22 protein-coding genes, 1 tRNA gene and 1 pseudogene are annotated in these 19,021 nt (G+C 74.5%); 15 read left to right on the top strand and 9 right to left on the bottom strand.

Translation table 11 applies throughout. The annotated features are described in order from the left end of the window. Window positions 1–46 precede the first annotated feature (46 nt). On the bottom strand, window positions 47–637 hold the full coding sequence (locus MVA48_RS12745) for a copper chaperone PCu(A)C (RefSeq protein ID WP_246980872.1): 591 nt from the start codon (window positions 635–637) through the stop codon (window positions 47–49). A 207-nt stretch (window positions 638–844) separates the two neighbouring features. Here MVA48_RS12745 and MVA48_RS12740 point away from each other — a divergent pair, with 207 nt between their 5' ends. Both MVA48_RS12740 and MVA48_RS12735 read left to right on the top strand, forming a co-directional pair. Next, window positions 845–1,462 (top strand): RNA polymerase sigma factor, encoded by a 618-nt coding sequence (locus MVA48_RS12740; RefSeq protein WP_246980870.1) that lies wholly within the window; start codon window positions 845–847, stop codon window positions 1,460–1,462. After that, the gene (locus MVA48_RS12735) at window positions 1,459–2,457 is read left to right on the top strand and encodes a hypothetical protein (RefSeq protein ID WP_246980868.1); all 999 of its coding nucleotides are present in this window, start codon (window positions 1,459–1,461) and stop codon (window positions 2,455–2,457) included. Before MVA48_RS12740 ends, MVA48_RS12735 begins: the two co-directional genes overlap by 4 nt. A gap of 36 nt (window positions 2,458–2,493) precedes the next feature. Here MVA48_RS12735 and MVA48_RS12730 read toward each other — a convergent pair whose 3' ends face one another. Then, window positions 2,494–3,342 (bottom strand): UbiA family prenyltransferase, encoded by an 849-nt coding sequence (locus MVA48_RS12730; protein WP_246980867.1) that lies wholly within the window; start codon window positions 3,340–3,342, stop codon window positions 2,494–2,496. 131 nt (window positions 3,343–3,473) lie between these two features. Between MVA48_RS12730 and MVA48_RS12725 the strand changes: the two genes are divergently transcribed. From MVA48_RS12725 to rlmB, 5 genes are read left to right on the top strand one after another with little or no spacing between them, the layout of a single operon-like run. Continuing rightward, window positions 3,474–3,956, top strand: a complete 483-nt coding sequence (locus MVA48_RS12725) for a CarD family transcriptional regulator (RefSeq protein ID WP_246980866.1) — start codon at window positions 3,474–3,476, stop codon at window positions 3,954–3,956. Between the two features lie 47 nt (window positions 3,957–4,003). After that, entirely contained in the window at window positions 4,004–4,666 is a 663-nt protein-coding gene (ispD, locus tag MVA48_RS12720; protein WP_246980865.1) for a 2-C-methyl-D-erythritol 4-phosphate cytidylyltransferase, read from the top strand. Further along, window positions 4,663–5,160, top strand: a complete 498-nt coding sequence (gene ispF, locus MVA48_RS12715; RefSeq protein WP_246980864.1) for a 2-C-methyl-D-erythritol 2,4-cyclodiphosphate synthase — start codon at window positions 4,663–4,665, stop codon at window positions 5,158–5,160. Before ispD ends, ispF begins: the two co-directional genes overlap by 4 nt. Beyond that, on the top strand, window positions 5,157–6,557 hold the full coding sequence (gene cysS / locus MVA48_RS12710) for a cysteine--tRNA ligase (RefSeq protein ID WP_246980863.1): 1,401 nt from the start codon (window positions 5,157–5,159) through the stop codon (window positions 6,555–6,557). Before ispF ends, cysS begins: the two co-directional genes overlap by 4 nt. Then, entirely contained in the window at window positions 6,557–7,519 is a 963-nt protein-coding gene (gene rlmB, locus MVA48_RS12705; protein ID WP_246980862.1) for a 23S rRNA (guanosine(2251)-2'-O)-methyltransferase RlmB, read from the top strand. Before cysS ends, rlmB begins: the two co-directional genes overlap by 1 nt. Before the next feature lie 84 nt (window positions 7,520–7,603). On the opposite strand, the gene MVA48_RS12700 is transcribed toward rlmB, so the two are convergent. From MVA48_RS12700 to MVA48_RS12675, 5 genes and pseudogenes are all read right to left on the bottom strand, one after another. Then, window positions 7,604–7,759, bottom strand: coding sequence for a DUF445 family protein (locus tag MVA48_RS12700; protein ID WP_246980861.1), 156 nt, complete (start codon window positions 7,757–7,759; stop codon window positions 7,604–7,606). Between the two features lie 118 nt (window positions 7,760–7,877). After that, a complete protein-coding gene (locus tag MVA48_RS12695; RefSeq protein ID WP_246989368.1) occupies window positions 7,878–8,018 on the bottom strand; it encodes a hypothetical protein in 141 nt (46 codons plus the stop codon). A 44-nt stretch (window positions 8,019–8,062) separates the two neighbouring features. Beyond that, window positions 8,063–8,688: pseudogene (locus tag MVA48_RS24180) on the bottom strand (DUF445 family protein). 241 nt (window positions 8,689–8,929) lie between these two features. Beyond that, entirely contained in the window at window positions 8,930–10,291 is a 1,362-nt protein-coding gene (locus tag MVA48_RS12680) for a trypsin-like peptidase domain-containing protein (RefSeq protein ID WP_246980859.1), read from the bottom strand. A gap of 164 nt (window positions 10,292–10,455) precedes the next feature. Continuing rightward, window positions 10,456–11,373, bottom strand: coding sequence for a universal stress protein (locus MVA48_RS12675; RefSeq protein ID WP_246980856.1), 918 nt, complete (start codon window positions 11,371–11,373; stop codon window positions 10,456–10,458). Between the two features lie 156 nt (window positions 11,374–11,529). Between MVA48_RS12675 and MVA48_RS12670 the strand changes: the two genes are divergently transcribed. The 5 genes from MVA48_RS12670 to MVA48_RS12650 all read left to right on the top strand — a co-directional run bounded on the left by MVA48_RS12670 (window position 11,530) and on the right by MVA48_RS12650 (window position 16,039). Continuing rightward, on the top strand, window positions 11,530–12,258 hold the full coding sequence (locus MVA48_RS12670) for a hypothetical protein (protein ID WP_246980854.1): 729 nt from the start codon (window positions 11,530–11,532) through the stop codon (window positions 12,256–12,258). A 64-nt stretch (window positions 12,259–12,322) separates the two neighbouring features. Further along, window positions 12,323–12,787, top strand: a complete 465-nt coding sequence (locus tag MVA48_RS12665; protein ID WP_246980852.1) for a GNAT family N-acetyltransferase — start codon at window positions 12,323–12,325, stop codon at window positions 12,785–12,787. Window positions 12,788–12,874: 87 nt separating this feature from the next. Continuing rightward, window positions 12,875–12,947 (top strand) — tRNA-Thr (locus tag MVA48_RS12660). 99 nt (window positions 12,948–13,046) lie between these two features. Further along, entirely contained in the window at window positions 13,047–15,824 is a 2,778-nt protein-coding gene (locus MVA48_RS12655) for a helix-turn-helix transcriptional regulator (protein WP_246980850.1), read from the top strand. Between the two features lie 26 nt (window positions 15,825–15,850). Continuing rightward, on the top strand, window positions 15,851–16,039 hold the full coding sequence (locus tag MVA48_RS12650; RefSeq protein ID WP_246980848.1) for a hypothetical protein: 189 nt from the start codon (window positions 15,851–15,853) through the stop codon (window positions 16,037–16,039). Here MVA48_RS12650 and MVA48_RS12645 read toward each other — a convergent pair. Beyond that, a complete protein-coding gene (locus tag MVA48_RS12645; protein WP_246980846.1) occupies window positions 16,036–16,632 on the bottom strand; it encodes an RNA polymerase sigma factor in 597 nt (198 codons plus the stop codon). The genes MVA48_RS12650 and MVA48_RS12645 overlap by 4 nt on opposite strands. Before the next feature lie 228 nt (window positions 16,633–16,860). Here MVA48_RS12645 and MVA48_RS12640 point away from each other — a divergent pair, with 228 nt between their 5' ends. Then, window positions 16,861–17,067 carry a dodecin gene (locus MVA48_RS12640; RefSeq protein WP_246980844.1) on the top strand — a complete coding sequence of 69 codons (207 nt, stop codon included), beginning with the start codon at window positions 16,861–16,863 and terminating at the stop codon, window positions 17,065–17,067. Between the two features lie 58 nt (window positions 17,068–17,125). On the opposite strand, the gene MVA48_RS12635 is transcribed toward MVA48_RS12640, so the two are convergent. After that, window positions 17,126–17,524, bottom strand: coding sequence for a DUF5313 family protein (locus MVA48_RS12635; RefSeq protein WP_246980842.1), 399 nt, complete (start codon window positions 17,522–17,524; stop codon window positions 17,126–17,128). Between the two features lie 99 nt (window positions 17,525–17,623). On the opposite strand from MVA48_RS12635, the gene MVA48_RS12630 reads away from it, so the two are divergent. Together MVA48_RS12630 and rarD are read left to right on the top strand one after the other, a co-directional pair. Then, window positions 17,624–18,055, top strand: a complete 432-nt coding sequence (locus MVA48_RS12630; protein ID WP_246980840.1) for a CBS domain-containing protein — start codon at window positions 17,624–17,626, stop codon at window positions 18,053–18,055. 39 nt (window positions 18,056–18,094) lie between these two features. Then, complete coding sequence (gene rarD, locus MVA48_RS12625; RefSeq protein WP_246980838.1) at window positions 18,095–19,012, top strand: EamA family transporter RarD; 918 nt, start codon at window positions 18,095–18,097, stop codon at window positions 19,010–19,012. Window positions 19,013–19,021: the final 9 nt, after the last annotated feature.

Genomic DNA, 19,021 nt, shown 5'->3' with positions numbered 1-19,021 from the left:
CGACGCTAGCGGCCGGCACCGACAGTTCCCGCGAGCTGACCGAGGGTCAGTTGTCCTCGGCCGACTCCCGCTCGCGGGCGGTGTCCTCGACGCCCTCCTCGGAGTGCCCCTCCTCGTGGTGGAAGTCGAAGGCCTCCTCGCGCTCCCGGGCCTCGTCGGGGGTCGCGACGGTCACCCGCAGCTCGACCTCCCCGGCCTCCTCGAAGATGAGGGTCAGCGTGAGGTACTGGCCGGTGGTGAGGCCCTCGTCGAGGTCGGTGAGGGTGATCTCCGCGTCACCGTCGGAACCGACGAAGACGGTCCGGCCGGCCGGGATCTCGAGCTCGTCCTCGCCGTCGGCGTCGATCTCGGCCTCGGCGAAGCCCTCGCCCTCGATCCCGGTGAGGGTGTCGGCCGCACGGCCGGTGTTGACGATGGCCAGCCGCAGGTCGGCGTCGTCGCCGTCGTCGTAGCTGCCGCCGCGCGGGCTCTCGAGCGCGGCCTGGCGCAGGGTGATGTCGCCGACCTGGGCCTGGCCGCCGGTCTTGTCCCGGTCCTGGGTGGCGGTCTGCGTGACCTGACCTGCGCCGCACGCGGTCAGCGCGGCGGGGGACAGAAGCAGCACGCCCATCGTGGCGGCGCGCAGCGCGCGGTTCACAGCCGTCGACCTCCAGCAGCAACAACAGGGTCCGCGCCGGCGGGATCGCCGAACGCGGGTCGAGCGGAGCCTAACGGGCGGCCGGGGGACTCCGCCCGGAGGGAAGGCCCGCGGACGGCGCGTCCTGTCTCCCGGGGCGTGCCCGGTGGTCCTCCGGAGCCGACCTGCCGATGAGAAAGGAGTCACCGACCACCAGGGGAGGGCGCGATGCGGACGGGTGTGGTGTTCGACGACGTCCTCGTCGCGGCGCAGTCAGGCGCGGGCTGGGCGTTCGAGGTGCTCTACCGCGATCTCTCCCCGGCCGTCACGGGTTACCTGCGGCTGCACGGAGCGGCCGAACCCGACGACCTGGCCAGCGAGACCTTTCTCGGGGTGTTCACCGGTCTGGCCGGCTTCCGGGGCGACGAGGATGACCTGCGCTCCTGGGTGTTCACCATCGCCCACCGCCGGCTGGTCGACGACTGGCGCCGGCGCAGCCGCCGTCCGCAGGTGGCCGACGACCCCGGTGACCTCACCGAGCACGTCGGCGGCGACGTGGAGGACGACGTCCTGCTGCGCATCGGTGCCGAGAGGGTGCACGAGCTCTGCGGCACCCTGCCCGGCGACCAGCGGTCGGTGCTCCTGCTGCGCATCCTCGCCGACCTCACCGTCGAGCAGGTGGCGCAGGTGCTCGACCGGTCCGTCCCCGCGGTGAAGGCGCTCCAGCGTCGGGGACTGCGCAGCCTCCGCGACCGCGTCGACGCCCGGCCCGGGACGACTCCGGAAAAAACTTCTCGGAAGAGCGCACCCCTCCCAGCCCGTCCGGCGATGACAGGGGCGAGATGACCACGCCAGCCGACGACACCGCCGTCGAGGACGCCTTCGAGGCCTACCTCGCCGGCCGGCCCGTGCCGGAGGAGGCGGCCGGACTGGCCGTGTTCGCCGAGGCGGTCCGGGCGACGGCCACCGAGCCGGGGCGGCCGAACGCCGCTCTGGCGCAGCTCCTGGCCACCGGTCTTCTCGCCGACCAGTCGAGTCCGTCCGCCCGGACGGCCAGATCGGCCGGGACCCCGCCGTCGCGCAGGAGATCCCGGACCCGGAACCGGAGACGTTTCGCCATGATCTTCCCCGCCATCCTCGCCAAGCTGCTGTCCGCCGGTGCCGTGGCCCAGGCCGCCACCGGAGCCGGCGTCGTCATCGTGGTCGCCGTCGGTGCCGGTGCCACCGGTGTTCTCGGTGAGGAGGTCCAGGACTCGATCGTCGGCACCGTCGCCGCCGAGGACGAGACGGCGACCGAGGACCCCCTTGCCGCCGGGGAGGAGACGCTTCCCGAGGCCGCCACGGACGTCGACCCGGCGGACGCGGGCGCGACCCAGGGCGAGGAGTCCGTCGACGCCGCGCCCCTGGACGAGGTCGCGGTGGCCGCTCAGGCGTGGGTCGACAACGGTCCGGGCGACTACGACAGCTTCGGGGAGTGGGTCAGCACGGTCGCCGGCGACCGCGTCATGCGGGCCGAGCTCGACGAGATGGGCCTCCGCTTCGGTGACGTGGTCAGCGCGTGGGCGCAGAAGAAGGGAATGAGCCGCGACCAGCTGCAGTCGGAGCTCGAGTCGGTGGGCGTCGAGCTGGACGCGGCCGCGGACGTCACCGCCGAGCCCGGGACCGGCGCCGCGTCGGCCCCCGCCCCGAGCCAGCCCCGCACCCCGGGGAACGGCAGGGCCGACGACAGGAGCCCGGGCAACGGTCCCGGGGCGGCAAACGGCTCCCGTGCCGGCAACGGCAACGACAACGGCAACGGCCCCGGTGCCGGCAACGGCGGTCGGGGCAACGGCCGCAACTGACGACGAGGCGGCGGACGGCGAGCCCCGGCCGCCGCCTCAGGTGAGGGTGGCCCCGCCGACGAGCAGCAGGACGACGTCGGCGACGACCAGGAGCAGGATCGCCGGGAAGGCCACGCCCCGGAACCGCGCCGAGCCGGCCAGGGCCGCGATCACGACGGCCGGGACGGCGAGCGCGAGGACCAGCCAGCCGGCCGCCGACGGCGATCCCTCCGGCCCCGTCACGAGCAGCACCGAGGCGGCGCCGAGGAGCAGGGCGCACAGGACGGCCGACGGCCGGGCCCCCAGGCGGTGCGGCAGTCCCCGGACGCCGGTCGCCAGGTCGTCCTCGAGATCGGGTGCGACGTTGGCGAAGTGGGCGGCCGCGCCCAGCGCGCCGCCGGCCGCCACCAGCCACCACGGGGCGACCGGCGCGCCGGGTGCCGCGGACACGACGCCGGCGGGCAGCGCCCCGAAGCCGGTCACGTAGGGGACGGCGGACAGAGCTGTGCGCTTCAGGCCGGCGTTGTAGGCCCACCCGCTGGCGACCAGCACGAGCAGCAGCACTCCGGGGACGAGGCCCAGGAGCAGGGACAGGCAGACCGCCAGGACGACGGCCACGACGGCCGCCGCACGCAGCCGGGAGGGCGTCACCGCACCCCGGACGACGGGCTTGTCGGCCCGGTCGACGGCCCTGTCCCGATCCGCGTCGAGCCAGTCGTTGCTCCAACCGATGGACGCCTGACCTGCGAGGACGGCAGCGCAGAGCAGTGCCGCCCGGTGGGCGGGCAGCCCCGCGGCGACGCCCAGCAGGGTCGCCACGACCGTCACCGCGACGGTCGGGCCGAGGTGCGTGGCCAGCGCCATGGCCTGCAGGACGCCCAGCGGGCCGTGGCTCGGGCGAGGCACACCAACCACCGCTCTGTCAACCCCTCCGACGCACCTGACCGGCCTTCTGACCTGCAGATTTACTGCCCGCTCCCGATCCGTTCGTCAGTCTGCCGTGGTAGCCTGGCTCCAGCGAAAGGGGTCACATCCACATGGGCTTCACTGTCGGCGAGACCGTCGTTTACCCGCATCACGGCGCGGCGCTCATCGAGGCGATCGAGCAGCGGACCATCAAGGGCGTAGAGAAGGCATACCTCGTGCTCAAGGTCGCTCAGGGCGACCTCACGGTGCGCGTGCCGGCTGACAACGCGGAGATCGTCGGCGTCCGTGACGTCGTCGGTCAGGAGGGGCTGGACCGGGTCTTCGAGGTCCTGCGCGCGCCCCACACCGAGGAGCCGACCAACTGGTCGCGCCGGTACAAGGCCAACCTCGAGAAGCTGGCCTCGGGCGACGTGAACAAGGTGGCCGAGGTCGTGCGCGACCTCTGGCGCCGCGACAAGGACCGTGGCCTCTCGGCCGGTGAGAAGCGCATGCTCTCCAAGGCTCGTCAGATCCTGGTCAGCGAGCTCGCGCTCGCCGAGGGCACCAACGAGGACAAGGCGGAGATCCTGCTCGACGAGGTCCTCGCCTCCTGAGCGTCCCGCACGCTCAGCACCACATCAGGGACACCCGGACCACTCCCGTGCACGCTGTCGGCATCGTCGCAGCGGCCGGGAGTGGTTCGCGTCTGGGGGCAGAACTCCCGAAGGCGCTCGTGCCGCTTGCCGGCCGGCCGCTGGTCGGCTGGGCGGTGGAGGCGCTGCAGGCCGGAGGCGTGGACGAGGTCGTCGTGGTCGTCCCGCCGGCCGAGCGCGCCGCGTTCGCCGAGGCCCTGCCCCCCGCCGTCGTCCTCGTGGACGGCGGTCCTTCGCGCACCGCATCCGTCCGGGCGGGCCTGGCCGCCGCCGGCTCCGCCGCGGGCGTCGTCCTCGTGCACGACGCGGCGCGACCGCTCACCCCGCCCGCCGTCGTGGAGCGCGTCCTGACCGCGCTGGCCGACGGCGCGGCCGCCGTCGTCCCGGTCCTGCCGGTCGTCGACACCACCGTCGTGGTGGACGGCGACGGCGTCGTCACCGGGACGCTGCCGAGGGCGACGCTGCGGCGCGTGCAGACGCCGCAGGGGTTCGACCGCGCCACCCTCGTGGCCGCCTACGCCCGGCTGGCCGACGACGCGGACCTCACCGACGACGCCGCCGTCGTCCGCGCCGCAGGCGTCTCGGTGGCGACGGTCGAGGGCGACGACCGGTCGGCCAAGGTGACCGTCCGGCACGACCTCGACCTCGCCGAGCTGCAGGTCCGCCGGTGAACTCCCTGCCCCGGGTGGGCGTCGGCACCGACGTGCACCCCATCGAGCCGGGCCGCCCCTGCCTGTTGGCCGGGCTGGAGTGGCCGGGCGTCGACGGCTGCGCCGGGCACTCGGACGGCGACGTCGTGGCCCACGCCATCACCGACGCCGTCCTCTCGGCCGCCGGCCTCGGCGACATCGGCGGCCTGCTGGGCACCGCCGACCCGCGCTGGTCGGGCGTGCGGGGCACGGCGGTCCTGGAGCACGTCCGTGCCGTGCTGGACGAGGCCGGCTGGCGCGTCGGCAACGTCGCCGTCCAGTTGGTCGCCACCACCCCGAAGGTCGGTCCCCGGCGGAGCGAGGCGGAGGCCGTCCTCTCGGCCGCCCTCGGCGCGCCGGTGAGCGTCACCGCCACCACCACCGACGGCCTCGGCCTGACCGGCCGCGGCGAGGGCCGGGCGGCTGTGGCGACCGCGCTGGTCGTCCGGAGCACCTCCGTAGACTCCGACCGGTGAGCCTCCGCCTCTACGACACGGCCGCCCGCGCGGTCCGCGACTTCACGCCGCTGCGTGCCGGCGAGGTCTCCGTGTACGTCTGCGGGCTCACCGTCCAGGGCCCACCGCACGTCGGGCACGTGCGGGCGCAGGTGTCGTTCGACGTGCTTCGCCGCTGGCTCACGGCCTCGGGCTACGACGTCACGTTCGTCCGCAACGTCACCGACATCGACGACAAGATCCTGGCGAAGTCCACGGAGCACGGGGTGCCGTGGTGGGCGTGGGCGTACGAGAACGAGCGCGCGACCACCCGCGCGTACGACGCCCTCGGCATCCAGCCGCCCACCTACGAGCCGCGGGCGACCGGACACGTCCCCGAGATGGTGGAGCTCATGCAGCGGCTCATCGACCGCGGGCACGCCTACGCCGTCGACGGAGATGTGTACTTCGACGTCCGCTCGTTCCCCGACTACGGCTGCCTGACCGGTCAGAAGCTCGACAACCTCGAGCCGGCAGCCGACACCGACACCGAGGATCGCAAGCGCGACCCCCGCGACTTCGCGCTGTGGAAGGCACACAAGGACGGCGAGCCCGACACCGCGTCGTGGGCCACGCCGTGGGGTCGCGGCCGCCCCGGCTGGCACCTGGAGTGCTCCGCGATGGCCGAGCGCTACCTGGGCCCCGAGTTCGACATCCACGGCGGTGGGCTGGACCTGCGTTTCCCCCACCACGAGAACGAGCAGGCCCAGTCCCGTGCGGCCGGGGACGGGTTCGCGCGGTACTGGCTGCACAACGGCTGGGTCACCCTCGGCGGCGAGAAGATGAGCAAGTCGCTGGGCAACACCGCCCTGGTCGACGAGGTCGTCACGCGGGTCCGCCCCGTCGAGCTGCGGTACTATCTCGTCGCGCCGCACTACCGGTCCACGATCGAGTTCACCGACGCGGCGCTCGAGGAGGCCGGGGCGGCGTACCGGCGGATCGAGTCGTTCGTGAAGCGCGCGGCCGAGCGGGTGGGCGCGGACGCCGGCGAGCGCGAGCTGCCGGCCGACTTCCGCGAGGCCATGGACGACGACCTGGGCACCCCGGCCGCCGTCGCCGTGGTCCACGACGTCGTGCGCCAGGGCAACACCGCGCTGGCCGACGGGGACGACGCCGCGGTGGCCGACGCGCTCGGCTCGGTGCGGGTCATGCTCGGCGTGCTCGGCCTGGATCCGCTCGACCCGCGCTGGGCCGCAGGCGGCGACGAGAGGCTCGGCCAGGTCACCGACGGGCTGGTCGCGCTGGCGCTCGAGCAGCGGCAGGCGGCCCGTGCCCGCAAGGACTTCGCGGCGGCCGACGCCATCCGCGACCAGCTCACCACCCTCGGCGTCTCCGTCGAGGACACCCCGCAGGGACCCCGATGGGAGCTGAGCCGCTGATGGCCGGCAACAGTCAGCGCCGAGGCCGCACGACCGGGGCCGGCAAGAAGGGGGCGACCGCAGGCACCGGCGGGAAGAACCGCCGCTCGCTCGCCGGCCGTGGCGCCACGCCGCCCGCTGAACAGCGCACCGGCCATCCGGCCCAGCGCAAGGCGCAGGCGCAGGCGCGCCAGCGCGCGGACCGGGCGCGGGCCCGCCAGCGCGCCGAGGAGGCACCGGAGCTGCTGCTCGGGCGCAATCCGGTCGTGGAGGCGCTGCGCGCGCAGATCCCGGCCACCGCGCTGTACGTGGTCACCGGCGACACGCACCGCACGACCGACGAGCGGATCGCCGAGTCGCTGGCGCTCGCAGCCGACCGCGGGCTGCCGCTGCTGGAGGTCGGCAAGGCGGAGTTCGACCGGATGTCCGGCGGCGCGCTGCACCAGGGCATCGGCCTGCAGGTGCCGCCCTACGACTACGCGCACCCCGACGACCTGCTCGACGCGGCCCGCGACTCCGGTCGCCCGCCACTGGTCGTCGCGATGGACGGCGTCACCGACCCGCGCAACCTCGGCGCCGTCGTCCGGTCGGCGGCCGCTTTCGACGCGCATGGCGTCGTCGTGCCGCAGCGTCGCTCCGTCGGGATGACCGCATCGGCCTGGCGGACCAGCGCCGGCGCCGCAGCACGGGTCCCGGTGGCGCGCGCGGTGAACCTCGCGCGGGCCCTGGGCTCGTACCAGGACGCGGGGCTGCAGACCGTCGGCCTGGCCGGGGACGGCGACGTGGACCTCGAACAGTACGACGGCTTCGCCGATCCGGTCGCCCTGGTCGTGGGTGCCGAGGGGAGCGGCCTGTCCCGGCTCGTGCGCGAGCGGTGCGACGTCGTCGTCCGCATCCCCATCGGCCGGGACACCGAGTCGCTCAACGTCAGCGTCGCCGCCGGCATCGCCCTCTACGCCGCCGCGGCGGCCCGCCGGGGATGATCAGCTGACCTGATCATGGAGCGTCCTCCCTCACGGTGTGCGGTGAGGGAGGACGCCTCACGATCAGGTGACCTGATCCCGGCCTTAGCCCAGCAACTGGGCGACCGTGTAGATCACCAGGCCGGCGAGCCCGCCGACCACGGTGCCGTTGACCCGGATCCACTGCAGGTCCCGCCCCACCTGCAGCTCGATCCTGCGACTGGTCTCTGCGGTGTCCCACCGCTGGACCGTGCTGGCCACCAGGTCGGCGAGGTCGCCGGAGAACCGTTCGACAGGTAGCCGGCGATGCCGTGCGCGTGCCGCTGCACCAGCTCGCGCAGCGTGGGGTCGTGCTGAAGGGAGTCGGCGAGTTGGCCGATCATGCCGCCACACGCGTCCGCAGCTCGGAGGCCGGGTCGGCCGCCGCGGTCAGGACGGCGTTCTTCGCGTTGGTCCACAGCGACCCCGACCAGGTGCGGACGGCGGGGTGCTCCAGCAGTTCGGTCTTGAGCTTCTCCACCCGCCCCGCGGTGCGGGGTCGGTGCCCAGGGCTGCACGTACACCTCAGCCGCGCGTCGTAGGAGCGCGCGCAGCTCGTGCCGGGGGTCGACGCCCACCTCGGCGAGGAAGGTCTGCAGGCCGGGCGAACACCCGGTCGAACACCTTGTCGTCGACCCAGTCGGGCACCCACGCCGGGGACGCGTCGCCGAGCTGGGGGGCCCGGAACACGACGCGGTTCTCCTCGAGGAACCGAGCCAGCAGGCGCAGTGCAGCCGACAGCACGTCCTGGTGCCGGTCGCCCTCGACCACCAGCTCCAGCACCCGCGCGAGCACCGGCGCTGCCGGTGTCTCGTGCAGCTTGCGGTCGACGATCGCGGCGACCGCGGGCTCGAGGTCCTCGTCGCGCAGCAGCTGGGTGAGGGCGGTGACCACGGCCGAGGCGTCGCCGGCCAGCCGCTCCGCCCGGCCGGGGGAGGCGAGGAAATCACCGAGCCGCCGGGGACGTCGATGGTCGTGAGCTTCTCCTCGACGACCGCGCGGGTCAGGAAGTTCTCCTGGACGAAGGTGCCCAGACTCGCACCGATCTGGTCCTTCTTGCGCGGGATGATCGCCGTGTGCGGGATCGGCAGCCGCAGCGGGTGCCGGAACAGCGCGGTGACGGCGAACCAGTCGGCCAGCGCCCCGACCATCGAGGCCTCCGCCGTGGCCCGCACGTAGCCGACCCAGGCGCCGGCGTCGTCCCCCAGGAGGACGCAGGCCAGGAACACCACGGCGGCGGCCAGGAACAGCCCGGTCGCGAACCGCTTCATCCGGGCCAGGTCGCGGGCCCGCTCCGGGTCGTCGAGGGAGCCCGTCAACGCGAGGGTCGGGCGGGGTGCCGGCACGTTCCCGAGCCTAGGGATCCCACCCGACCCTGCTCGGGTGCGGGCCTCAGTCCACCGAGCCGAGGGTCACCTCGACGGTGGTCGTCTCGCTGCCGCGGCGGACGGTCAGCGTGACCTCGTCGCCGGGCGCCTTGCTGCGGATCGCGGCGGTCAGCTCGGTGGAGCTGGTCACCGGGCGGTCGTCGACCGCGGTGATGACGTCGCCCTCGCGGATGCCGGCGTCCTCGGCTGCGCTGTCGGGCTGCACGGAGGCGACCTCGGCGCCGGTGCCGACCCGGGAGTTGGGCCGGTCGGACGCGGTGCCGGCACTCACCCCGAGGAAGGTCCGTGTCGCGGAGCCGGTCTCGATGATCTCCCGCGCGATCCGCTGGGCGTGGTTGCTCGGGATCGCGAAGCCGACGCCGATGTTGCCGCTCTGCGAGGACCCGCCGGGGATGCCGGAGGCGACGGTGGCGATCGCGGTGTTGATGCCGATCACCTCGCCGGCGCCGTTGACGAGCGCGCCGCCGGAGTTGCCGGGGTTGATGGCGGCATCGGTCTGGAGCGCGTCGATGACGGTCGCCTCGTCCTGCGTGCCGCCGGTGGCCACGGCCCGGCCGGTCGCGCTGATGATGCCGTCGGTCACCGTGTTCGACAGGCCCAGCGGGGCGCCGATCGCCACCGCGACGTCGCCGACCTGCACCTCGTCGGAGTCCGCGAACGTCGCCGGCGTCAGGCCGGAGGCGCCGTCCAGGCGGAGCACGGCCAGGTCGGACGCCGGGTCGGTGCCGACGACGGACGCGTCGTAGAGCGTGCCGTCCGCCGTCCGCACCTGCACGCTCCCGCCGTTCGCGGCTTCGGCGACCACGTGGTCGTTGGTCAGGACGTAGCCGTCGTCGGTGAGCACGACGCCCGAGCCGCTGCCGGAGTTGCTGCCGCTGGACACGTAGATGGTCACGACGCTCGGCGCCGCCTTGGCCGCCGCGGCGGTGGCCGTGGTCGCCATCTCCGGGTTCTCGATCGTGACGCTCTGCGCAGCGGCGCCCGATCCGCTGACGACAGTCGGCTCGTCGAGGAGCGTGACCACGCCCGCGCCCGCGCCACCGCCGATCAGGGCACCGGCGACGAGCCCGGCCAGGCCGATGCGCACCCGCCCGGCGCGCCGTGGCGCGACCGGCGAGGAGGGCGGCCCGCCGAGCGGTTCCGCGGCAGCCGGGTGGCCGCCGTAGCCGGGGTGGTACGGCGTGGTCGGGGCCTGCGGGGCGGCCCACCCGACGTGCTGGCCCGGGGTGGGCGCGGTGTGCTCGCCGGGCCCCGCCTGCGGGGTGGTCGCGCTCGCCGAGGGCTCGGGGGACCAGGGCGGATTCCCCGTCGACCCGCCCCCGGCCGGACCGCGTCCCGCCGCCGGACCGTAGCCGTGTTCGCTCACAGTTCTCGTCCTCCTCGCGCCGGCCGTCCGGCCTGGCGATGACTCCACTGTGCGTGGCGCCTCTGGTGCAGCGCTGGAGGCCGGCTGTGAGATTCCTGCGAGGCCCGATCAGGTGAGGACGCCGCCCAGCCCGGCGGCGTGGTGTCCTCCTGCCGGTGCGAGGGTCAGCCGAGCGCGATGATCTCCTCGCGCGGATCGAGCTCGGGGCGGTGCACCCGCGGGATCAGGGCCATCGGTGACGTGCAGTGCCGCAGCAGCCAGCGGTGGGGGCCGTCGAGGTTGCGGTGCAGCAGGTCGCCGTGCCCGGCGCTGATCACGAGCAGCGGCGAGGGGCAGGTCGCGCCCAGCACCTCGTTGGCGCGGGCGCCCGGCAGGTCCGTGCGGTCGACCTGCATGCCGGGGTAGCGGCGCTCCCACTCGGCCGGGTCGTCCACCCAGCTGGCGGGGACCACCTGGCGCGCCGGGCGGGTCTGCAGCACCGACAGGGGGACGTCGCGGCGCTGGGCCTCGTCGGCCGCGAAGTCCGCCACCGCTTCGTCGTCCCCGCGCTCGCCGACGCCCAGGACGGCGACCACCGGCCGCCCGGCCGGCTCGGTCCGGCGCCGCGGCACCACCACGACCGGTTGCGGCGATCGCGCCGCGACCTTCATGGCGACCGAGGCGAGCACCAGCTCGTCGGCGGCCCCCGTGGCCGAGCTGCCCAGCACGAGCAGCTGCCCGGCGGCGGCCGCCCGCAGCAGGGCGGTCGTCGGGTCGCCGGGGACGACCTCCGTGGCGGACCGGACCGCCGGCGCCGTGTGGATCGCGGCGGTGTAGGCCTGGGCGGTGATCCTGCGGGCGCGCGCCAGCTCGGGCGGCGGCTCACCGGTGTCGCCCCGCCTGCTCAGGTAGGGAGCCGCGTGCACGATCCGGAGCGGGGCGCTGCGGCGCTCGGCCTCCTGGGCGGCCCACTTGGCGGCCCCGATGCCGCACTCCGATCCGTCGACGCCCACGACGACCTCGCGGACCGGGGGATCGTCGCCGGCGGGCCGGTCCTCCTCCTGGGCATCCGGCTGGGCGATCGGGGCGATCGGCGTCGGCATCGACACAAGGCACCTCCGGCGGGCAGGTGGTTCCGTCCACTCTCCAGGGTCCTCGCCCCGTGGGCGGGAGGGAAGACCCCGGAAAAGCCGGTGTGCAAGAGGGTGCTCGCAGGGGTAGTCCCAGGGCCCTGTCCCTCGGACGCTGGAGTCTGCCTCGTGCGCCACCGCGGTTCGCTCAACCCCGTGCTGCTCTGGTCCGGCGTCGCGTGCGGCGGTGTCCTGGGCGTGGTCGGTGGACTCTCGTTGCAGGGCCCGGGGCTCGTGGCGGTCGCCCTGGCCGGCACGCTCGCGGCCTGTGCCGCGGCGGGGATCGCCCGGGAGGCGAAGGGCGGGGACCGCCGCTCGACAGTCGAGGCCGCCGTGCAGGCCGCTGCGTGGACCGTCGGCGTCCTGCTCGTGCTGTCCGGCATCACCACCCTCGCCGGCGGCGGCGTGGCCGCGCTCGTGGTCGGGACGGCGCTGGCTGTCTGGCTGGTCCGGGCCGCGCTCCGCGCCCGCCAGGCCGGTCCCGACGCCGTGCCGACGGCGTCCTCCCTTCCTGCCCACGAGCTGCTCCGGCCGTCGTCCCGGCCCGAGACGGCTCGGATCGAGCGCAGGGCAGTGGTCCCGGGCGGTGCGGCCCTGCTGCCGCCGGTGGAGACGCTGGACACCACGACCCTCGGCCAGGAGTGGCTGACCACGACGGTGGCGCTGGCCGGCCGGCTCACACCCAGCACCCGGCAGTCGCTGGTCGGCCGACGCGCCGACGTGCTCGACGAGTTGGAGCGCCGCGACCCCGATGGCTTCGCCCGGTGGCTGGCAGCCGGTTCCACGACCGGCAGCGACCCGGCCGAGTACGTGCGCGGCGGGCCCGTCCACGACGGGCCGGCAGCCGACACCGCCTGAGCTCCGGCGCCGCTGCCGGGAAAAGGGTCGATCGCGGGTCGCCGGTGTGGCACCGTCGCCGGTCGTGCCTGCTGATGCTGTCGTCGTGCGCCGCGCCGGACCTGCCGATGCGCCGGCCGTCGCCGACGTGTGGCTGCGATCCTTCGACGCCGCCCTGCCGACCGTGCGACGGGCGCATCCCGACCACGAGGTCCGCGGCTGGATCCGCGACGTGCTCGTGCCGCGGCACGACGTGTGGGTGGCCGAGACGGACGGCGCGGTCGTCGGCGTCCTGGCGCTCTCGGACGGCTGGCTGGACCAGCTCTACCTGGACCCCGACTGGCGGGGGCGCGGCATCGGCGACCGCCTCGTGGAGGTGGCCAAGCTGCGGCAGCCGGCCGGCCTGCAGCTGTGGACCTTCCAGGTGAACGAGCCCGCGCAGCGCTTCTACGAGCGGCACGGCTTCGTCGCCGTCGAGCGCACCGACGGCGCCACGAACGAGGAGCGCGAGCCCGACGTGCGCTACGTCTGGCGACCCCAGGACAGCTGACCGCCGCCGGCCGCGGCAAATGCGGTCGGCGGGACGTGGTCCCGTGCGTTGTCCCTATCCTTGGTCCGGGACTCGATTCCGAGATCCGCCGACGTGGCGCAATTGGTAGCGCACCCGACTTGTAATCGGGCGGTTAGGGGTTCAAGTCCCCTCGTCGGCTCGCACTGTCCGTGCTGACGCGGCGCGCCTGCTCGCCGCCGACGGCCGCGGATGCCCGAAGTCCCTGGACCGACGTCCGTTCGCGGGGCAGGATGTCCGGGTGATCGGGGCGGTGGACGTGCCCTACATCGGGCGCGAGCGCCACCGCGCGGCAGTGGCGGCTGCCTTCGCCGAGCCCGGGCACGTCGTCGTGATCTGCGGCGAGGCCGGCGTCGGCAAGTCCTCCCTCGTCGCCGCCGAGCGCGCCGCCGCGACCACCGACGTCATCGAGGGCTCCTGCCTCGAACTGGCGGGCCAGCCGCTGCCGCTGGCGGCGCTGGAGCAGATCTTCTTCGCCCGGGGCGGCTGGCCCGAGTCCGCCGACGGGGCCGACCAGCAGTCCGCCGAGCAGCGCCTCCGGGCGATCCGCACCTGGGCCGACGCGCTGGCTCCCTCCGGCGCGTCGACGACCACGACGCTCGTCGTGGACGACCTGCAGTGGGCCGACGAGACCACGTGCGACTTCCTGGTCTACCTGGCGTCGACCGCGGTGCGGCGCCGGCTCAGCCTCGTGCTGACGCTCCGGGACGACGAGACGCCGCGCACCGAACGCGTGCAGCAGGCCGTCGCCCAGCTCAACCGGCTGCCGGGGGCGGCGTGCGTGGAGCTGCAGCGTCTCGACCGCGAGGAGACCCGGCAGCTCGTCGCGGCCCTGACCGGCGACGAGGACGTCGACGTAGATGCGTGGTACCGCCAGACGCAGGGCAACCCGTATCTGCTCGGCGAGCTGGTGCGGAACCCCGGCTCCCGCCGGGTCAAGGACGTCCTGCTCTCGCGGGTGCGGACCCTCGGGGAGCGGGCGGCGGAGCTGGTCCGGGTCGCCGCGGTCTTCGGTCTGTGGGTCTCCGACGAGCACCTCTACCGCGCCTCGGAGATGCCCCGGCGCGACTACGCCGCCGCCGTCCGCGAGGCGGTGGACGCCGGCGCGCTGGTCGTGGAGGGCGGTGACTACGCCTTCCGCCACAGCCTGATGTGCGAGGCGGTGCTCGGCGAGCTGCTGCCGTTCGAGCGGCGGGAGCTGCACGAGCGCGCCGCCCGGACGCTCGCCGCCGGCGCCGCGGACGACGTCGTCACCGCCGTCGCCGTGAGCGTGCACTGGGAGGCGGCGGGCGAACCGCAACAGGCGGCCGAGTGGAGCCTGCGCGCGGCCCGCAAGTCGCGGCGGCTCAACGCCTTCGCGGAGGCCTGGGGCCACTACCAGCGGGCGCTGCGCTTCGACCGGCGCGGAACTGACCCGGCTGCGCGGCTCGACCTGGCGCTCGAGGCCGCCGGCGCGGCACGCCTGGCGGGCGATCCCGAGGCGGCGGCCGGCCTGCTGGAGGAGGCGCTGCGGGGCAGCGAGGTCTCCGGCGCCGACCGGGCCAGCGCGCTCGAGCGGCTGGGCTGTTTCCTCTGGGAGGCCGGCCACACCGCGCGCAGCCGCGCCGCCTACGCCGAGGCAGCGGCCTCCCTCGAGCCCCAGGTCACCGCCTGCCACGCCCAGGTCTGGGGGGCGATGGCCCGCGGCGCGTTCATCATGGCCGAGTTCGACGAGGCGGTCCGCCTCGCCGACCGGGCGGTATCCGCGGCGCGGGAGCACGGCACCACCGCCGTCCTGGCCGACGCGCTGACCACGCGCGGCACGGCGGGGGCGGTCAACGGCGACTCGGCGGCGATCGAGCTCCTCCGCGAGGGCGTCGCGCTCGCCCGGGACGTGGAGGACCGCGCCGTCCTCTGCCGCAGCTACGCCAACCTGATGGTCGCCTACGAGATGTGCGGCATGCCGGAGCAGGCGGCCGCGGCCGCGCTGGAGGGTCTGCGCCTGCTGCCCGAGTACGGCCTGGAGCTCGCCGTCGGTGCGGCGCTGGCCTGCAACGCCGCCAACACGCTGATCCGACGCGGTCACTACGACCGCTGCGCCGCCGTTCTGGCCGAACTGCTCGACGGACGGGCCGTCCAGGGGCAGGGCTTGCACCTGCACCTGGAGCGCGCCGAGCTGCAGCTCCGCGTCGGGGACCCGGCAGGAGCCCGCGCGAGCCTGGCCGCCGCCGCGCCTCTCGAGGAGGCCGACGAGCCCGCCGTGGTCGCGGCCGTGGCCACCGTCAGGGCCGAACTGCTGGCGCAGGAGGGCGACGCGGCCGGGTGCCTGCGGACCGTCGACGAGGCCCTCCGCCGGCTCGCCGGCACGCAGGACCGTCGATTCGCGACCGAGCTCCTCGTCGTCGCCCTGCGGGCCGAGGCCGACCGGCGTGGTCCCGTGCCCGGACGGGAGGACGGCGAGGACGCCGCGCGGCTCGCGCACCTCGAGGCCGAACTGGCGCGGGTGACGCCCGAGAGCGCCGACGACGTCGACCACGCCGCCCACCACCTGACCGCGCGCACCGAGCTCGCCCGTGCGCGGGGCACCGCCCGAGCGGAGCACTGGGCCGGGGCCGCCGCCCTCTGGGGGACCGCACTGCGGCCGCGCGAGCAGGCCTACTGCCTGTTCCGGGAGGCCGAGTGCCACGTGACCGAACGGCGCCGGGAGAAGGCCGCGGCCGCGGCGACCGCCGCCCGGGAGATCGCCGACCGGATCGGCGCCCTGCCGCTGGTCTCCGACGTGGACGCGCTGCTGGCCCGGACCCGGCTCTCGCCGGCACCGGCGCCCCGGAGCCCGGTGGAGGAGCGGCCCTACGGCCTCACCGAGCGGGAGGTCGAGGTCCTGGCCCTCCTGGGCACCGGCGCGACCAACCGCCAGATCGCCCGGAAGCTGTTCATCAGCGAGCGCACGGTGGGTGTTCACGTGTCCCGTGTCCTGCATAAGCTCCAGGTCACGAACCGGGCGCAAGCGGCGACCCTTGCGGCGAAGCTCGCCCGGTAGCTGCCGGCCCGCCGCGGAAGGACGCCATGTCGCCGTTCAAGCTCTCCCTCATCAATCCGGACAACGACGATCCGGACGAGACGGTCGAACTCGACGACAGCGTCGTCCAGGAACTCAAGAAGGTCGTCGACGCCACGCCCGAGCTCACCATCGGTGACGCCCTGCGGGAGGGTGTGCAGCACGTCGTCCGTGCGCGCCGGCGTCCTGAGCTCTAGTAGGCGTACCGCAGGCTGGGCTCCAGCTGCGCGCGCAGGGCACGCACCGCCCGACCACGCAGAGGCCCGAGGCTGCCCCGCGGGATGCCGAGCTCGCGGCTGAGGGCGTCGTAGGACTCCGGCTCGCGCAGCAGGGCGTGCACGATGCGCTTCTGCGTCTCCGGCAGGTTCTCGACGGCCTCGTCGAGCGCCCGGCGCAGTTCGGCGTCCATGAGGTCGGCCGCCATGTCGCGCTCGTCGGGGGCGACGTGGTCGGCGACGTCCTCGGTCGGGACGGCACGCTGCTGCGTGCGGAGGATCGCCAGCGCCTCACGGCGGGCGGTGGTGGACAACCAGCCCGGCAGGGCACGCGGGTCGTTGATCCGGCCGGCGCTGCGCAGCAGGAGCACCCACGTGCGCTGGACGGCCTCGTCGACGTCGGCGTCGCTGCGCAGGACGACCCGCGCGGCCGCACGGAGCAGGCCCTCGTAGCGGCGCACGGTCGACGCCCAGGTCGCCTCGTCACCGGCGGCCAGCGCGTCCAGCGGACCCCGGTCGACCAGGGCGGGAACGGGGACGGTGGCGGGGGCCTCGTCGTGGGCGAGAACGGTCATCGGGGCTCCTCGGGGAGTGGTGTGCGAACACCCCGAAGTCTTCGAAGAACGCCCAGGTCAGAAATCCGTCGGACGACGTATTCGGCCCCGCCGGAAGTACGTACGTACGTCGGCGCGTATCCACCGACGGGCTACGTATCTCCTCCTCCGGAGGGTGCTCGGGACCCACAGGGGGACCGGTTCGTGCCAGGGTCGTGCCGCCCGGACGACGGACGACGAGGAGTTGACGTGAGCGACCACGTGTACCGGTTGAGCGAGATCGTCGGCAGCAGCCAGACCAGCGTCGACGACGCGATCCGCACGGCGATCCGCAAGGCGGCGCAGACGGTGCGGAACATCGAGTGGTTCCAGACCGACGAGATCCGCGGCCAGGTCGTCGACGGCGACGTCGCCTACTTCCAGGTCCGCCTGAAGATCGGCTTCCGCGTCGATTGAGGCCCCGTCCGGAGGCCCGCCGCGAGCGTGCGAGCGGTGACGGGGACGGGGTCCTTTCTCAGTCGAAGCTGCCGGCGCCGTTCCTCCGGTAGGGCGAGCGCCGCTCGAGGCGTGCCCGCTCGGCGCGCTCCGCCCGCAGCCGGGCCACCTCGCCCGGTGGGTAGCCGGCCTTGCGGGCGCGGTGCTCGACCGTCTCGGTCATGAAGGCGATCGAGAAGAACAGGCCCAGCAAGAGGCCCCCGGCGGCGGCCGAGATGCGGTAGCTCAGCGGCACGGGAACCGCGACGAGGCAGAGCACGACCAGGGGCAGCAACTGCACGAAGGCCCGGGCCAGGTGCCGCAGGATCCACGTCGGCGCGGTGGTGTCGGCCAGCACCCAGGGCGAGAACTCACGGGGCAGGCCGCCGCCGAGGGCGTACCACGTCCAGCGGAGGGGGCCTGGCCGGCGCGGGTGCACGCCTACGACGGTAGGCCGATCGGGTGGCACGTTGCCGCCGTCCCGTCGCGGGTGCACACTCCCGGCACCGTTCGTGCAGGAGGTCCGCGGGAGGGTTCAGTGCAGATCAGCCAGCTGCTCCGTCGGAAGGGCCGCGAGGTCGCCACCATCGACGCCACCGAGACGGTGCGCGCGGCGCTCGCGCTCCTGGCCGAGAAGGGGATCGGCGCCCTCGTCGTCTCCTCCGACGGGCGCACCGTCGAGGGGATCGTGTCCGAACGCGACGTCGCGCGCGGGCTGCACGAGCACGGCGCGGGGCTGCTGGCCGAACCGGTGTCCGAGGTCATGACGTCGCAGGTGCACACCTGTCCGCCCACGGCGAGCGTGCACGACCTGGCACAGACCATGACCGACCACCGGGTCCGGCACGTGCCCGTGGTCGAGGACGGTGGGCTGGTCGGGATCGTCTCGATCGGGGACGTCGTCAAGGCGCGCCTGGACGAGCTCGAGGACGAGCGCAGGGCGTTGGTCGACTACATCCAGACCCCGTAGCGCGGTGGCCCTCCCGGGGGCCACGAGTACGGTGCGGCGGTGGACGAGCGTCGCCTGGGAGTGCTCTGCGGCCTGGCGGCGTACACGCTGTGGGGACTGTTCCCGCTCTACTTCCCGCTCCTGAAGCCGGCCGGCGGCCTGGAGATCGTCGCCCACCGGGTGCTGTGGTCGCTGCTGTTCGTCGGACTGCTGCTGACCGTCGTCCGGCGCTGGTCGCACGTGCGGGCGCTGGTCACCGACCGCCGACGCCTGCTGGTGCTCACCGGCGCGGCCGTGCTCATCGCAGCCAACTGGCTGGTCTTCGTCTACGGCGTCAACTCCGGCCACGTCGTCGAGACGTCGCTCGGCTACTTCATCAACCCGCTGGTGAGCGTGCTGCTCGGCGTCGTCGTCTTCGGCGAGCGGCTGCGCCCGCTGCAGTGGGCCGCCGTCGGCATCGCGGCGGTGGCGGTGACCGTGCTCACCGTCGACTACGGGCGGCCGCCCTGGATCGCCCTCACGCTCGCGGCGACCTTCGGGTTGTACGGCCTGATGAAGAAGATCGTCCGGACCGAGGCGGCACCCGGCCTGTTCGTCGAGACGCTGCTCGTGGCGGTCCCGGCGGCCGTCGTCCTCGGGGTGCTGCACGGCAGCGGTGGCGGCACGTTCGCCCGCGAGGGCGCCGGGCACGCGCTGCTGCTGCTGGGGTCCGGCGTGGCGACCGCCGTCCCGTTGCTGCTGTTCGCGGCGGCCGCCCGCCGGATCCCGCTGTCGACCGTCGGCCTGCTGCAGTACCTCACCCCGCTCATGCAGCTGGCGCTCGGGGTGTTCGTGTTCGACGAGCCGATGCCGCCGGCCCGCCTGGCGGGGTTCGCCATCGTCTGGGTCGCCCTGGCGGTGTTCACCGCCGACATGCTGCGACACGCCCGGGCAGCCAATCGCCGGTCAGCAGTCGAGGCCGTTCCCGCCGGCCTCTGAGTTCCCACG

This window comes from Blastococcus sp. PRF04-17, assembly GCF_023016265.1.
In the GTDB taxonomy this organism is placed as follows: Bacteria; Actinomycetota; Actinomycetes; order Mycobacteriales; family Geodermatophilaceae; genus Blastococcus_B.
This window is presented reverse-complemented; position numbering and strand designations above follow the sequence as displayed.